Consider the following 15168-nt stretch of genomic DNA (forward strand, 5'->3'; position numbering starts at 1 on the left):
GAGGTGCTAATAAAGAGGAAATGACAAAGACAGGAAGTTTCACGCACCCAAACCTCACGCGTCGGTGCGTGCGCGTGATCGTCGTTCACGCGAGCGTGTGGTCGCCGTTATTGAAATAATTGGTCGTTGAAGAGCATGATAATTTCAATTTGCCCCCTTCAACCTCGCCTTTTGATGCGAATGCGCCAATTTGCGGGTTGAGCGGTGCCGGAGTTTCTGGCAAAGACCCTCGTGAAAGGTCAGTGATATTGTCCTAATTTTGGTCGTACACTGATCCAATCACCGGTTTGCCCACGAACAAGGGGTCTGGTGATCTGAACGCTTGACGCTTCCCGCCGCTGCGGGTCATGTCACGGCGAACACGGTCAAAGGGGGTGTGCCCCCTTATCCGGCAGAGGGCGCTTACCCCGCCCATCGGACTAAAGCCTTCCGCCACTGGCCATCATGGGTCGGGCGGGCTTGGCACAACAAACACACGGTTGGCGCAGACCAACGAGCCGCACCAAGGTGCGACCCGGCCTGCGCCCTACGCTCCTCGTCGTTTTGCTCACACTGAGCCAGACGCGCGACAAAAGGGAGCGGAAAACGGGAAGGATGAGGACCATGAGCAACCTTCAGGCGCCAGGCCAGAGCGGTAACAGCGTGACGCTGATTGATACGCTGGCGAAGGATAAGTCTGCCGTTCCAACCCGTACGCACACCGATTTGCGGGCTGAAGCAGCCAGCCAAGGGCTTTATCGCCCAACCCATGAACGTGATGCCTGCGGTGTTGGTTTCATCGCCAACATGAAGGGTGAGACCTCGCACCGTATCGTGCGTGATGGCCTTCAAATTCTGGAAAACCTCACCCATCGCGGTGCCGTGGGGGCTGACCCGTTGATGGGTGATGGCGCCGGCATGCTTCTGCAAAAGCCAGATGCGTTTTTCCGAGAGGAAATGGGCAAACAAAGTGTGGAGCTACCAGCCACCGAAGACTATGCGGTCGGCTTCCTGTTTATGCCGCAGGACGATGCGCTGCGCGCGCGTTGTGAAGAGGTTGTGGAGTCCGTCATCGCGGCTGAGGGTCAGGTGCTTCTTGGCTGGCGTGATGTGCCGGTGGACAATTCATGTCTGTCGCAAGCGCCAGATATTCGGGCCTCCGAGCCTGTGCATCGCCAGGTTTTCATCGGTCGTGGCGACACCACGCCCGGCGGTGATGATTTTGAGCGTCGCTTGTTCATTCTGCGCAAGGTTATCTCCAACACCATTTATGGCGGCATTGCCTCAGGCGAGCAGTTCTACATTGTCTCACTGTCTTCGCGCACCATCGTCTACAAGGGCATGTTCCTTGCCTATCAGTTGGGCGCCTATTTCAAGGACCTTTCGGACGAGCGCTTCACATCCTCGCTTGCCCTGGTGCACCAGCGCTTTTCGACCAACACATTCCCATCTTGGAAGCTTGCCCACCCCTACCGGATGGTGGCGCACAATGGTGAAATCAACACGCTGCGCGGCAACGTCAACTGGATGGCGGCCCGCCAAGCTTCCGTGGACTCTGAGCTTTTCGGTAACGACATCTCCAAGCTCTGGCCGATTTCCTATGAAGGTCAGTCCGACACCGCTTGTTTCGACAATGCGCTGGAGTTTCTCTTCATGGGTGGCTACCCCATGCATCACGCCGTGATGATGCTGGTGCCCGAAGCGTGGTCTGGCAACCAGGTTATGGATGACGAGCGCAAGGCCTTTTACGAGTACCATGCGGCCCTGATGGAGCCATGGGATGGACCGGCGGCGGTTGCCTTCACCGATGGCCGGATGATCGGCGCGACGCTGGATCGCAATGGTCTGCGCCCGGCGCGTTATCTCGTCACCGATGACGGCGATATCCTGATGGCGTCCGAAGCTGGAACGCTTGAGGTGCCTGAAGAAAAGATCGTTGAGAAATGGCGCTTGCAGCCTGGCAAAATGCTGTTGGTCGATCTTGAGGGTCAGCGCATCATTTCTGATGAAGATATCAAGCATGAGCTTGCCACGGCCAACCCTTATGCCGACTGGGTGAAGAAAACCCAGATCGTGCTGGAAGATCTCAAGCCTGTTGAAGCGCGTCCCTCACGCGCTGATGTGTCTTTGCTCGACCGTCAGCAGGCCTTTGGTTACACGCAGGAAGACCTGAAAATCCTGCTCGCGCCGATGGCAATCACCGGCCAGGAAGCGCTGGGTTCTATGGGAACCGACACGCCACTGTCGGCGCTCTCGGATAAGTCGAAGTTGCTCTACACCTATTTCAAGCAGAACTTCGCGCAGGTCACCAACCCGCCGATTGATCCGATCCGCGAGGAGCTGGTGATGAGCCTGGTCTCGTTCATTGGCCCACGACCGAACCTGTTCGATCTGGAAGGTCTGTCGCGTCGCAAGCGGCTGGAAGTGCGCCAACCGATCCTCACCAATGAGGATTTGGAGAAAATCCGCTCCATCTCGCTGTACGAGGACCGTTTCGAGACGAAGACGCTCAACATGACGTATGAGTCAGCCCGTGGTGCGGCTGGCATGCGCGAAGCGCTGACAATGCTGTGCGAGCGGGCTGAAGCTGCTGTGCGCGGCAGCTACAACATCATCATTCTATCCGACCGGATGGTTGGCCCTGACCGCATTCCGATGCCGGCGCTTTTGGCGACAGCAGCCGTTCACAATCATCTCATTCGCAAGGGTCTCCGCACCTCCGTCGGCCTGGTGGTCGAAACCGGTGAAGCACGCGAAGTGCATCACTTTGCCTGTCTTGCAGGTTATGGTGCGGAAGCCATCAACCCATATCTGGCGTTTGAAACGCTGGCCGACATGCATGCCAAGGAACTCTTCCCTGACGTTGTCGACAAATACGAAGTGGTCGAGCGCTACATCAAATCCATCGGCAAAGGCTTGTTGAAGGTGATGTCCAAAATGGGCATCTCAACCTATCAGTCCTATTGCGGCGCGCAGATCTTTGATGCTGTGGGCCTCGGCCAAGCCTTCATCGATGAGTTCTTCTTTGGCACCGCGTCCATGGTGGGCGGCGTTGGTTTGGATGAAGTGGCGCGTGAAAGTGTGGAACGTCATTTCGATGCGTTCTCCGATGATCCAACGCTCGCGCACAACCTGGCTGTTGGTGGGGAGTACATGTTCCGCCAGCGCGGCGAGGATCACATGTGGACGCCCGACATCGTGGCGAACATGCAGCACGCCGTGCGCGGTAACGTGCCTGAGAAGTGGGACGAGTACGCCAAAGCCGTGAATGCGGAGAATGGCCGCTTCACGATGCGTGGTCAGTTCCGCATCAAGAACGCTGATGAGATCGGCACGACACCCATCGCGCTGGATGAAGTGGAGTCAGCTGAAGAGATCGTAAAGCGTTTCTCCACCGGTGCGATGTCGTTCGGATCGATCAGTCGTGAGGCCCATGAAACGCTGGCGATTGCGATGAACGCGATTGGCGGCAAATCCAACACCGGTGAAGGTGGCGAGGAAGTGGAACGCTTCACGCCGATGCCCGACGGTCGCTCGAAACGCTCGGCGATCAAACAAGTCGCGTCGGGCCGGTTTGGTGTGACGACCGAATATCTGGTCAACGCTGACATGATCCAAATTAAGGTCGCTCAGGGCGCCAAGCCTGGTGAAGGTGGGCAGTTGCCAGGCCATAAAGTGGATGCGGTGATCGCCAAGGTGCGTCACTCAACGCAGGGCGTAGGTCTGATTTCCCCGCCGCCACACCATGACATCTATTCGATTGAAGATTTGGCGCAGCTGATTTTCGATCTGAAGAACACCAACCCTGCCGCTGATATCTCGGTGAAGCTGGTGTCGGAAGTCGGCGTCGGCACAGTGGCTGCCGGCGTTGCCAAGGCACGCGCGGACCACATCACCGTCTCCGGTTTTGAAGGTGGGACCGGTGCCTCTCCGCTCACCTCTATCAAGCACGCCGGTGCGCCATGGGAGCTTGGCTTGGCCGAGACGCAGCAGACGCTGATCACCAACGGTCTGCGCTCGCGTATCGCTTTGCAGGTGGATGGTGGATTGCGCACAGGACGCGATGTCGTCATCGGCGCGCTTCTTGGCGCGGATGAGTTTGGTTTCTCCACCGCGCCGTTGATTGCTGCCGGATGCATCATGATGCGCAAGTGTCATCTCAACACTTGCCCCGTCGGTATCGCGACGCAAGACCCCGTGCTGCGCAAACGCTTCAAGGGCACGCCGGAGCATGTGATCAACTTCTTCTTCTTTGTGGCCGAAGAAGTGCGGGCCATGATGGCCGAACTTGGCATCAAGAAGTTTGATGATCTGGTGGGTCGTTCCGACTGGCTCGATAAAGATGCCGCGATCGATCATTGGAAGGCACAAGGCCTCGATTTCACTCGGCTGTTCTGGAAGCCGGATGCTGAGCCAGAGGATATCCGCTGGACGCAGCTTCAAAAACATCCAATTGACGATGTTCTTGATCGCAAGCTTATCGAGTTGGCCCAGCCTGCACTGGATGACAAAACGCCGGTGCAGATTGATCTGCCGGTGAAGAATGTCGACCGTTCTGTTGGTGCGATGCTCTCGGGCGAAGTGGCCAAGCGCTACGGGTACAAAGGCCTGCGCGATGACACCATCGCCATCAAGCTCTCAGGTACGGCCGGTCAAAGCTTTGGTGCCTTTGTCGCCAGCGGTGTGACCATCGATCTGGTGGGTGACGGCAACGACTATGTCGGCAAGGGTCTTTGTGGGGGTCGCTTGGTCGTGCGTCCACCTGAAAACACCCGCATCACGCCGGAGAAGTCGATCATCATCGGCAACACGGCCCTTTATGGTGCGGTGAAGGGCGAGTGCTACTTCCAGGGCATCGCAGGCGAGCGCTTTGGCGTGCGCAACTCCGGTGCCGTTGCCGTCGTGGAAGGCTGTGGCGATCATGGCTGCGAATACATGACAGGCGGTGTGATCGTTGTGCTGGGCGAAACCGGTCGCAACTTTGCCGCCGGCATGTCCGGTGGCATTGCCTATGTGCTTGATGAGCACAAGCTGTTCGCAGCACGTTGCAATCTGGCGATGGTCGAGCTGGAACCGGTACCTGAAGAAGATGATCTGATGGAAAAGCTCCATCACCATGGCGGTGACCTGGAGAGCAAAGGTCGTGTGGACCTTTCCTCCGACATGACCCGTTTTGATGAGGAGCGTCTGTTCCAGTTGGTCACTAACCATGCCCGCTACACAGGCTCAGAGCGTGCCAAGATGATCCTGGATGATTGGGACACTTACCGCCCGATGTTCGTGAAGGTGATGCCTGTGGAGTACCGCCGCGCGCTGGAAGAGATGGAAGCCATGCAGCTGCAAGGCGTGGCGGCGGAATAAGCCGGACCAAGGAGAACAAGAGTATGGGTAAAGTCACCGGCTTTCTGGAAATTGACCGCCAGGATCTCAAATACCAACCGGCAGGCGACCGCATCCGGCACTTCAAGGAGTTCACGCTCCCCATGTCGGAAGCCGATGTGAAAAAACAGGCCGCGCGGTGCATGGACTGTGGCATTCCCTATTGCCACGGCCCGACCGGCTGCCCGATCCACAACCAGATCCCCGACTGGAACGATCTTGTTTATTCAGGCGACTGGGAAGGCGCGATTGCCGATCTTCACAGCACCAACAATTTCCCTGAGTTCACTGGCCGTATCTGCCCCGCACCGTGCGAGGAAGCGTGCACGCTAAACCTTGAAAACACGCCGGTTGCCATCAAAACAGTTGAACAGGCGATTGCGGACAAGGCCTGGGAAAACGGCTGGGTCGCGCCGCAAATACCATCGACCAAAACTGGAAAATCGGTCGCCGTTATCGGCTCTGGACCGGCTGGCATGGCGGCCGCTCAGCAGCTGGCGCGCGTTGGCCACGATGTTCATGTCTATGAGCGTGAGCCAGATGCAGGTGGTCTGATGCGCTATGGCATCCCGGACTTTAAGATGGAAAAGCACCACATTCAGCGCCGCGTTGAGCAGATGGAAGCTGAGGGTGTGACCTTTCACTACAATGCCGCCATCGGCGATGACTCGCGTGGTAAGGGCATCGCACCAACCGACCTGATGGAAAAGCATGATGCGGTTTTGATTGCCGCCGGTGCGGAGCACCCGCGCGACCCTGAGCTGCCAGGTATGGACCTCACCGGCTGCCACTATGCGATGCCCTATCTGGTGCAGCAGAACCGTCGCGTGAACAAAGAAAAGACAATCCCGGAGCCACCCATCCACGCCCAAGGCAAGCATGTGGTGGTGATTGGTGGCGGTGATACGGCGTCCGATTGTATCGGCACGTCAATCCGCCAAGGGTGTCTGTCTGTGACGCAGCTTGATATTCGTCCCATTCCTCCTGTGCTGGAAGACAAGCTGAACATCTGGCCCTATTGGCCAACCAAGTTCCGCACATCCTCTTCGCAGGCTGAAGGTGCAGAGCGCGAGTTTTCCGCTGCGACCCTTGGCATTAAGGGCGATGAAGACGGCAAAGTGGTTGGTGTGGAATGCGCCCGCGTGGATGAGAAGCGTGTGCCGATTGATGGCACAGAATTTGTGCTGCGTGCTGATCTTGTTCTTATCGCCATTGGTTTTTCTGGCCCGAAGAAAAATGGCATTGCTGATGCTTTTGGTGCTGAGCTTGCCCGTGACCGCCGCGACAATATTCTTGCCAATGATGATGACTACAAGACATCGATAGATGGGCTTTATGTTGCCGGTGATATCCGCCGTGGACAGTCCCTGGTGGTTTGGGCGATCCGTGAAGGCCGCCAAGCCGCCCGCGCCATCGATCTGGATCTAATGGGCGAGACGACACTGCCGCGCTAACGGCGCGTTGCATTAGGCCTATCAGCCAAACAAAAAGCCGCCATGCTGGAATGAGCATGGCGGCTTTTTATGTGACTTGGAGATGCTGGAAGCGCTCTAGCTGCCGGAGCCCTCGGGCCAGGCAAAGGAGTCGGCCCGTCCTGGCGGCGGCGCCGCCGCAGCGCCTTGCAACAGGCGTGCACGTGTTTCGGGCTCTTCAGGCAGAACCTCGCTTGGATCACGAACGAGTGTTGCCGTTGGGTCGGCAAAGCCTGACGTCATGAGGATGGTCGGGCCAATCCCATCGGCGGAGAGGTTGCTGCCCTCGAACACCACAGACGAGACTTCTGGTTCTGGGCCGACTTGACCATCGCGCGGCACGAACCGTTCGACAAAATGGGCGAATTTTTCGCGGCCTGCACGGTTGAAGAAGATGCCGTCGGCCCGACGCAGGTTCTCGACTTGGCCCGCCATGTTGGGGCCAGCGCGTGTGTAGTTGCCAGCAAGGTCTGCAAATCCGGCGTAAACGCTGACGAAGCGCGCGCGCGTTGGCGCCACGGCCTCTTCCACCACTTGGTTGATCAGCCGAATGTCCTCATCCAGCGCTGGATCGCCCATAGGCGGCAGGCCGACGAAGATCACAGGGTAGCCCTCGGTGACCAATGTGAGGGCGAAGCTTGAGACACGGTTGCGATAGACATCACGCCACGCGGTCGTTCCAAATGCATAGATGCGCTCGCCATCAATCAAAGAGCGGCGGTCGCTGTAGCCAATGGCAACCGCGATCGCACCGATTTGGGTGTAATCGTCCAGGCGACGAAGCGCTTCGGTGTTCCAGTTGAACTCTTCCAGGTTGGTCATCCCGCTGCCTGGGATCGAGGCGCCTTCGGCAGCGATCAACCGGTCACCATCAAAGCGATCCACCAGTCCTTCGCGTAACTGATCAGCGAATTCATCGCCTAGCGTCACGACCGTGATCGCATCTGGGTCTTTGGGTGGCGGTAAGTCGATGATCGGCGCCACTTCCAGTTCCGGCTGCGGGAGAAGGCGCGTCTGGCGCTGCGGTTCAAAGCGGAAAATGCGGAAGAGGCCGCCACGATTGCCACCTGATCTGGCACCAGAGCCATCCGGCTGACTGGGCAATACGATGGCGCTGGGATCATCTTGCCTCCATGTCTGCGCTTTAGCGCTGTCGGCGGCCATCAGCGGTGCGCCAATGGCCAACACCGCAGCGACTGCCAGGGCTTTTATGGGCGTGTCGCAACGCAAAAGGGGAACCACTCTCATGGATCCCCTTTAGCACAGGCTTATCAGTGAAAAAAAGGCGCTCTTGTCAGGTCTCCACCAGGCGCTGAGACTATCCTCCCAGGCGCCCGAGCAAGGCGGTTGAAGCATAGCCGTCAGGCGTCAGGCCAATAGAGGCCTGGAACCCGCGAACGGCACCACGTGTCATTGGGCCAACGCGCCCATCCACGCCGCCGGTTGAGAACCCTCGCTGGGTCAAAAGACGCTGCATCTGCTCCACCTGAGCGCGTGTGAGCGGCTGCGAGTCACGCGGCCAAGCAGACTGGAAGCCACCGAGTCCTTTCAAGCGGTCGGCAAGATGACCAACCGCTAGCGCGTAGCTGTCGGCATTGTTGTAACGCTTGATGACTTCGAAGTTGTGCAGCATCAGAAAGGCTGGCCCGCCGGACCCGGCCGGTGCGACGAGCCTGGCCTGGTCATTCGGGCGTGGAAACTGCCGATCCCCAGTGCGCACGATTCCCATCTGCTGCCACTGCGCTAAGGAGCGCTGCGTGGATTCGTCGGCATAGCGCCAGTCGAACCCTTGTGGGATGCGTACCTCATAGCCCCAGGTATGGCCGGGGACCCAGCCGGATGCACGAAGATAGTTGGCTGTGGAGTAGAGCGCATCAGGGACGTTTTGCCAGATGTCTGAGCGACCATCGCCGTCATAGTCCGCTGAATGGGCGAGATAGGTGGTGGGAATGAACTGTGTGTGGCCCATCGCGCCAGCCCAGCTGCCATACATGTTGCCGGCCGTGGTATCGCCGCGCTGGAGAATTTGCAGCGCCGCCAAGAGCTGCTCATGGCCGAACCGGCGACGGTCGTCGTCCGCATAGGCCAGTGTTGCCAGCGAACGGATGACCGGTTTCACGATGTTCTGGTTTTGCAGGACCGCCCCGTAGGACAACTCCATGCCCCATATGGCCACCACCACGAATTTGGAGACACCCGTTGCTTGCTCAATACGGTCGAGCGCAACGGCGTGCTCGCGCAGCACGTCTTGGCCGGTCGAAACGCGCCTGGACGACACCGCGCTGTCCAAATACTCCCAAATGGGACGAACAAATTCCGGCTGGTAGCGCGCCGATTGCAGCACGCTGTCATCCGGTGAGGTCACACCGGAGAAGGCTTGGGCAAGCACAGCATCTGAAATGCCAGCACGGCGAGCCTCAGCTTGAAATTGTGCAAGCCAGTTCTGGAAAGCAGCGTCAGCCCGCACGGTGGTTGGCGCTACCATAAGGCTGGCGCACACGGCCAAAAAACCAGCAAAAACAAAGCGGATCATGGTCGATTCCTCATTCAATCGCGCGTCCCTCACGCCGCGCGAAACAGATTATGCCCCAGCAGTGTTGCGACCGGCCATTCTGGTTTCCCAGGCATAGGCATGGCCAACAATGACATCCAAATCATCATAGGCTGGCACCCAGCCCAACTCAGCACGCGCGCGGTCAGCAATCGCCACCAGTGTGGCTGGATCGCCAGCACGGCGACCGGTTTCGCGAGCCTCAAAATCAACGCCAGACACACGCCTTACCGCATCCACAACTTGGCGCACCGAATAGCCACGTCCATAGCCGCAGTTCATCACCTGGCTGTCACCACCGGCGCGCAGCCGATCAAGCGCAAGAACATGGGCGGCAATAAGATCACTGACGTGAATGTAGTCACGCACGCCCGTGCCATCGTCGGTGTCATAGTCAGTGCCATAGATTTCCATATGGCTGCGCTGGCCCAGCGCGGCCTGACTTGCCACTTTGATGAGGTGGGTGGCGCGCGGCGAGCTTTGGCCGGTGCGCCCGTCAGGATCAGCGCCAGCGACATTGAAGTAGCGTAGCGCCGTATAGGCAAAATCATGAGCGTGTGCGGAGTCGGCCAGCATCATTTCTGTCATCAGTTTCGATGACCCGTATGGCGAAATCGGTACGGTTGCTGCCTCTTCGGCGATCATGGCTTGATCTGGCATGCCGTAAACCGCGGCGGTGGAAGAGAAGATGAAGTGCTTCACACCGCAATTGACCGCAGCGGCCATCAGTGACCGTGATTTCACCGTGTTGTTGGCATAGTAGCCCAGTGGATCGGCCACAGAGTCCGGCACCACAATGGAACCTGCAAAGTGCACCACAGCGTTGACATCATGATCGCGCATGACGCGCTCAATCAAGATCTGATCACCGATGTCACCGATCACCAGCCTCACATCATCTGGCAAGTTCGGGCGGTAGCCGGTTGTCATGTTGTCGACAACCACCAGTGGCTCGCTGCGATCGGCCAGAGCGTGCACCATATGCGAGCCGATATACCCGGCCCCACCGGTTACAAGAACAGTCATGACAGCACACTCATTGAATCGCTCACACTTGGTTCATTCCCTTGTGGAACCTTACCGGCCTCACAAGGTTTCCAAAGTCGGGCTTCATGCCCTAGGACTTCGCTCAACGATTCATGAAGACATAAGGTAAATGAAGCATGACGCGGCGCATTCGTAAGGCTGTTTTTCCGGTTGCTGGACTCGGCACCCGCTTCCTTCCTGCCACCAAGGCAATGCCTAAGGAGATGCTGACCGTCGTTGATCGCCCGGTCATTCAATATGTGTTTGAGGAAGCCCGTGAGGCTGGGATCGAGCATTTCATCTTTGTCACGGGGCGCAACAAGTCCGTCATCGAGGATCATTTCGACGTGCAGGTGGAGTTGCGTGACACGCTTGCCAAGCGCGGCAAGTTTGCTGAGTTGGAGGCTCTGGATGGCCAGATGCCGGAAGCTGGCAGTGTCAGCTATACCCGCCAACAGGAGCCGCTCGGCCTTGGTCACGCGATCTGGTGCGCCCGTGAAATGGTGGGCGATGAACCCTTTGCGGTGCTTTTGCCGGATATGATCATGCAGGCACCGAAGGGCTGCCTTTCCCAGATGATGGATGTCTACGCCAAGACCGGAGGCAACATCGTCTCGGTGGAAGAGTGTGCGCCGGAGGAAACCTCAAAATACGGCATCGTCGGCAAAGGTGATGACGTGCCCAACGGCTTTGAGGTGACGGCCATGGTGGAGAAACCAGCGCCTGGCACAGCTCCTTCCAATTTCTACATCTCTGGACGCTATATTTTGCAGCCTGAGGTGATGAGCATTCTGGAAAACCAGGCGGCTGGAGCTGGAGGAGAGATTCAGCTCACCGATGCGATGCTCACGCTGCATGAAAAGAGCCCCTTCTTTGCCATGCCGTTCACTGGGTCAACGTATGACTGTGGCGCCAAGTCGGGCTTTTTGGCTGCCAACGTCGCGTTCGCTCTGTCGCGACCTGACATCGCACCTGGCTTCCAGGAAGCTCTGCGAGATATCATTTCAAGACGGGCTTAGACAACTACGCGGCGCGCTCGGCTAAACGCTCTTCACCACGCGCAGCTTCTGCTCCCGATAGAGCGTGAAGAGACCTGCGCCGATGACCAGTGTGGCGCCGATGATCATCCAGATATCCGGCACTTCGCCAAAGAAGAGATAGGCCAGGATCAGCGCGGCAACGAGGCGTGTGTAGCGGTACGGCGCGACCACGGATAGTTCGCCCATACGGGTTGAGAGTGTGATGGCGTAGTAGGCTGCCATGCCAAAAAATCCGCCGCCGACAATGTAGGACCAGGCCAGCGGTGAAATGCCAGTTAGCAGCGGTTCGCTTTCCATCACCCAATGCATGCCAAGCCCGGTAGGGATCAACAGTGCGGCCACCATGGTGACGATGGAAAAGGTGGAAAAGCGTGCCTGCATCCGGCGCGCGGCGATATCACGGATCGCCAGGCCAAGCACGGCAAGCAGCGCCCATATGGTGTTGATGTCGTACCCGCTTGTGCCCGGCCGAATGATGATCATCACGCCGAAAAAACCAACCAAGATCGCACTCCAACGCCGCCAGCCGACAGCCTCACGCAGGATCAGTGCTGCGCCCAGCGTCACCACCAGCGGCAGCACTTGTAAGATTGCGGCAACATTGGAGAGAGGCATCAGTGTAAGCGCCGTGACGATGGCGCCAGCAGCGAGCAGATCGCCAAAGGTGCGCCAGGCAATGGCCTTGTCCTTCAGCATTGCAAGAACGAAGGCAGGCGTCATTCGATTGCCTTCGCGCCACATCAAGGCGCCATAAACCACCGTGCCGAGTACACCCTTGATGATGAGAATTTCTCCTGGAGAGGCAGAGCTCTCACCCAAATTCCCTGCTGCTTTGATGGCTGCATCGTCGAAGGCAAACAGCACCATGGAAAGCGCCATCAAGATGATGGCTTTGATGTTGTCGCCGGACTGATCGGGTTGCGCGGATGAGGGGGGTGGCAGGTTGGTCAACCTAGGTCACGTTTTGATCGGATGTCAGCACGAAGATGCCTTGCGCTCCGATCAAGTTCCAAATGGCCCAGGGGGCACTGAGCGCCAGGCGCTGACCCTGTGCATTGAGAGCTGCGGAGTCCTCGACGGTGGCATTCACTTCTTCTGCGAGATTGAGAAAATCACGCAGCGTGCAGAAGTGGATGTTGGGCGTGTCATACCACGAGTAAGGCAGTGATTTTGTGACAGGCATGCGACCTTGGATCAAAAGGTGCAGCCGAGCACGCCAATTGCCGAAATTGGGTATTGTCACGATCACGCGCTTGCCAATGCGCAGCAGCTCTTGCAGCACTTTCTTGGGCGCTTGTGTGGCCTGCAAGGTTTGCGACAAGATCACCACATCGAACGAGCCATCGGGATAGGTGGCAAGGTCGGTGTCGGCATCGCCCTGCACAACCGAGAGCCCCCGTGCCACGGCCTCGTTCACGCCGTCTTGGGAGAGTTCCAGGCCGCGACCATCGATGTTCTTTTTGGCCTCAAGCAGCGCTAACAGTGTGCCATCACCACAGCCTACATCAAGCACGCGTGCGCCTTCGGGCACGAACCTTTCAATGATGGCATAGTCAACGCGGCTATCTGGCACCGTCATGATGGAATGCCTTCACGATCGGCAACACTGGACAGAAACGCGTGCACGGTGGCGAAAAGCTCCGGTTCATCAAGCAGAAATGCATCATGGCCGCGGCTTGACTCAATTTCGACGAACGAGACTTTCGCCGTGGTTGCGTTGAGCGCGTGTACGATGGCGCGGCTTTCGGAGGTTGGAAACAGCCAATCAGACGTGAAGGAGATCACGCAAAAGCGCGTCGTTGCGCCTGAAAAAGCGTTGGCGAGCACACCATCATGGTCGGCGGCGAGATCGAAATAGTCCATTGCACGCGTGACATAGAGATATGAGTTCGCGTCAAAACGATCGACGAACGTCATGCCCTGGTGGCGCAAATAGCTTTCAATTTGAAAATCAGCATCAAACCCAAAGGAAATGTTTGAGCGATCCTGCAGGCTGCGGCCGAATTTACCCTGCAAGGCTTCATCGGACATGTAGGTGATGTGTGCACCCATGCGCGCAACTGCCAACCCTTTGGTCGGGCGCGTGCCCTGTTGGGCATATTTGCCGCCATGCCAGTCTGGATCGGCCATCACCGCCTGGCGCCCAACCTCGTGGAAAGCGATGTTCTGGCTGGAGTGCTTGGCGGCGGTTGCGATGGGAATGGCGCTTGTCACGCGCTGCGGATAGCGCGCTGCCCACTGCAGCACCTGCATGCCACCCATGGAGCCACCGACGACAGAAAGAAGCGTGTCGATTCCAAGATGGTCGATCAGTTTGGCCTGCGCATCCACCATGTCTGCGATGGTGACGAGCGGAAAGGACAGCCCGTAAATCTCACCCGTTTTGGGGTCCGGTGAGCTTGGCCCGGTGGAGCCCATACAGCCGCCAAGCACGTTGGCGCAAATGAGAAAATAGCGGTTGGTATCGAGCGGCTTTCCAGGTCCAGCCAATGTCTCCCACCAGCCGCCTTTGCCGGTTACGGGGTGCGTCCCGATCATATGTTGATCACCGGTCAACGCGTGGCAGACAAGAATCGCGTTCGACTTGTCCGCGTTTAGCGTGCCGTAGGTCGTGTAGGCGATCTGACACCGATCCAACGTTTCACCAGAGGCCAGCACGAAGGGTTCGGTCACCTCAAACAGGGTGCCGGATGCCGTGGTGGTATTGGGATCAGTCGTTGGGGCGGTCATAAGCTCTTAAAGGGATCGAACATGGGTCGAGCGATGTTCCCTAAACCCTTTACTGGACACAGGAAAGAGGTGCCAGGCACGCAACATGGTTGGCGTTTGACGCTGAGCGCAGTAAAGGGTGGGCGATGCAAGACCGCGCCCCACATACGCACGAAGCCGCACGGCCAACGACCTTGGCTGAGGTTCGCGAGGAAATCGACCGGATCGATGCGGCGATGCATGCGCTGCTGATTGAACGGAGCGCGGTGATTTCTGACCTCATTGCCATCAAGAAAGTTCAGCCAGTGCAGGCTGGTGATGATCCGGCACGGCGTACATCGGCCTTTCGCCCCGCCCGTGAAGCGTCAATGATGCGCGAGATGGTCGAACGTCATACGGGGCTCTTGCCGCTTGATACTGTAGAAAGCATCTGGCGGGTGATCATCTCCACCTTCACCTACGTTCAGGCGCCCTATGATGTGATCTATGCCCGTGGCGGCGACGGGCTTTCCATGCGTGATGTTGCCCGGTTTCACTTCGGCTATACGGTGCCCATTGTAGCGGTGGATGAGCCTGGTGAGGTTTTGGAGCGTGTCGGCACCCGTGGTGATGCTCTGGGCGTGATCCCGCTTTCAAGCCATGGTGCCTGGTGGCGCGCGTTGGAGGCCAGTGATGCCCCCAATGTTATTGCACGTTTGCCCTTTGTGGAGCGGTCTGACCATCCCGCCGGCATGCCTTGCCTGCTGGTTGCCAATGCGCCGATTGATCGGGAAGTGATGGCGGCGACGGTGCTTTCTGTCGAACTGCGAGACGGTGATAACTTGCCTGACGGCGTGAATATCTTGGCACGAGACGATATGCGCGTTTTGGTTAGCGCTGACACGGACGAGGCGTTGGCGGCGATGCAGGCGGTTTCCCCTACGGCTGTCATTGTTGGTAGCCATGCACCGGTGTTTCGCCCTTAGACGCTGATTGCAAAAGCCTTGAGAACCCTGCACAAGCTCAAGCTTAT

The 15168-nt window shown here is 58.1% G+C and carries 10 protein-coding genes; 4 read left to right on the plus strand and 6 right to left on the minus strand.

All coding sequences use genetic code 11. The annotated features are described in order from the left end of the window. Nucleotides 1-603: 603 nt before the first annotated feature. Both gltB and ABWH92_RS04905 read left to right on the plus strand, forming a co-directional pair. On the plus strand, nucleotides 604-5340 hold the full coding sequence (gltB, locus tag ABWH92_RS04900; protein ID WP_375572672.1) for a glutamate synthase large subunit: 4737 nt from the start codon (nucleotides 604-606) through the stop codon (nucleotides 5338-5340). Between the two features lie 23 nt (nucleotides 5341-5363). Next, a complete protein-coding gene (locus ABWH92_RS04905) occupies nucleotides 5364-6812 on the plus strand; it encodes a glutamate synthase subunit beta (protein ID WP_375572674.1) in 1449 nt (482 codons plus the stop codon). Between the two features lie 96 nt (nucleotides 6813-6908). Here ABWH92_RS04905 and ABWH92_RS04910 read toward each other — a convergent pair whose 3' ends face one another. From ABWH92_RS04910 to galE, 3 genes are all read right to left on the minus strand, one after another. Next, on the minus strand, nucleotides 6909-8078 hold the full coding sequence (locus ABWH92_RS04910; protein WP_375572676.1) for a DUF459 domain-containing protein: 1170 nt from the start codon (nucleotides 8076-8078) through the stop codon (nucleotides 6909-6911). Between the two features lie 70 nt (nucleotides 8079-8148). Then, complete coding sequence (locus ABWH92_RS04915) at nucleotides 8149-9363, minus strand: lytic murein transglycosylase (RefSeq protein WP_375572678.1); 1215 nt, start codon at nucleotides 9361-9363, stop codon at nucleotides 8149-8151. Between the two features lie 48 nt (nucleotides 9364-9411). Beyond that, nucleotides 9412-10407, minus strand: a complete 996-nt coding sequence (gene galE / locus ABWH92_RS04920; RefSeq protein ID WP_375572680.1) for a UDP-glucose 4-epimerase GalE — start codon at nucleotides 10405-10407, stop codon at nucleotides 9412-9414. A gap of 137 nt (nucleotides 10408-10544) precedes the next feature. Here galE and galU point away from each other — a divergent pair, with 137 nt between their 5' ends. Beyond that, nucleotides 10545-11426: a UTP--glucose-1-phosphate uridylyltransferase GalU gene (gene galU / locus ABWH92_RS04925; RefSeq protein WP_375572682.1), complete on the plus strand. Its 882-nt coding sequence runs from the start codon at nucleotides 10545-10547 to the stop codon at nucleotides 11424-11426. A 21-nt stretch (nucleotides 11427-11447) separates the two neighbouring features. Here galU and ABWH92_RS04930 read toward each other — a convergent pair whose 3' ends face one another. From ABWH92_RS04930 to ABWH92_RS04940, 3 genes are read right to left on the minus strand one after another with little or no spacing between them, the layout of a single operon-like run. After that, nucleotides 11448-12398 (minus strand): DMT family transporter, encoded by a 951-nt coding sequence (locus ABWH92_RS04930; protein WP_375572684.1) that lies wholly within the window; start codon nucleotides 12396-12398, stop codon nucleotides 11448-11450. Between the two features lies 1 nt (nucleotide 12399). Further along, nucleotides 12400-13026 (minus strand): methionine biosynthesis protein MetW, encoded by a 627-nt coding sequence (gene metW, locus ABWH92_RS04935; RefSeq protein WP_375572686.1) that lies wholly within the window; start codon nucleotides 13024-13026, stop codon nucleotides 12400-12402. After that, entirely contained in the window at nucleotides 13023-14177 is a 1155-nt protein-coding gene (locus tag ABWH92_RS04940; RefSeq protein ID WP_375572688.1) for a homoserine O-acetyltransferase, read from the minus strand. Before ABWH92_RS04940 ends, metW begins: the two co-directional genes overlap by 4 nt. A gap of 125 nt (nucleotides 14178-14302) precedes the next feature. Here ABWH92_RS04940 and ABWH92_RS04945 point away from each other — a divergent pair, with 125 nt between their 5' ends. Beyond that, nucleotides 14303-15121, plus strand: a complete 819-nt coding sequence (locus ABWH92_RS04945) for a chorismate mutase (protein WP_375572690.1) — start codon at nucleotides 14303-14305, stop codon at nucleotides 15119-15121. The last annotated feature ends 47 nt before the right edge of the window (nucleotides 15122-15168 follow it).

The sequence above is a fragment of the Ahrensia marina genome, from assembly GCF_042140245.1.
In the GTDB taxonomy this organism is placed as follows: Bacteria; Pseudomonadota; Alphaproteobacteria; order Rhizobiales; family MH13; genus MH13.

Bases quoted from the DNA above. Each gene is read 5' to 3' on its own strand.
- gltB (WP_375572672.1), top strand. From the start codon at position 604: ATGAGCAACCTTCAGGCGCCAGGCCAGAGCGGTAACAGCGTGACGCTG.
- ABWH92_RS04905 (WP_375572674.1), top strand. From the start codon at position 5,364: ATGGGTAAAGTCACCGGCTTTCTGGAAATTGACCGCCAGGATCTCAAA.
- ABWH92_RS04910 (WP_375572676.1), bottom strand. From the start codon at position 8,078: ATGAGAGTGGTTCCCCTTTTGCGTTGCGACACGCCCATAAAAGCCCTG.
- ABWH92_RS04915 (WP_375572678.1), bottom strand. From the start codon at position 9,363: ATGATCCGCTTTGTTTTTGCTGGTTTTTTGGCCGTGTGCGCCAGCCTT.
- galE (WP_375572680.1), bottom strand. From the start codon at position 10,407: ATGACTGTTCTTGTAACCGGTGGGGCCGGGTATATCGGCTCGCATATG.
- galU (WP_375572682.1), top strand. From the start codon at position 10,545: ATGACGCGGCGCATTCGTAAGGCTGTTTTTCCGGTTGCTGGACTCGGC.
- metW (WP_375572686.1), bottom strand. From the start codon at position 13,026: ATGACGGTGCCAGATAGCCGCGTTGACTATGCCATCATTGAAAGGTTC.
- ABWH92_RS04940 (WP_375572688.1), bottom strand. From the start codon at position 14,177: ATGACCGCCCCAACGACTGATCCCAATACCACCACGGCATCCGGCACC.
- ABWH92_RS04945 (WP_375572690.1), top strand. From the start codon at position 14,303: ATGCAAGACCGCGCCCCACATACGCACGAAGCCGCACGGCCAACGACC.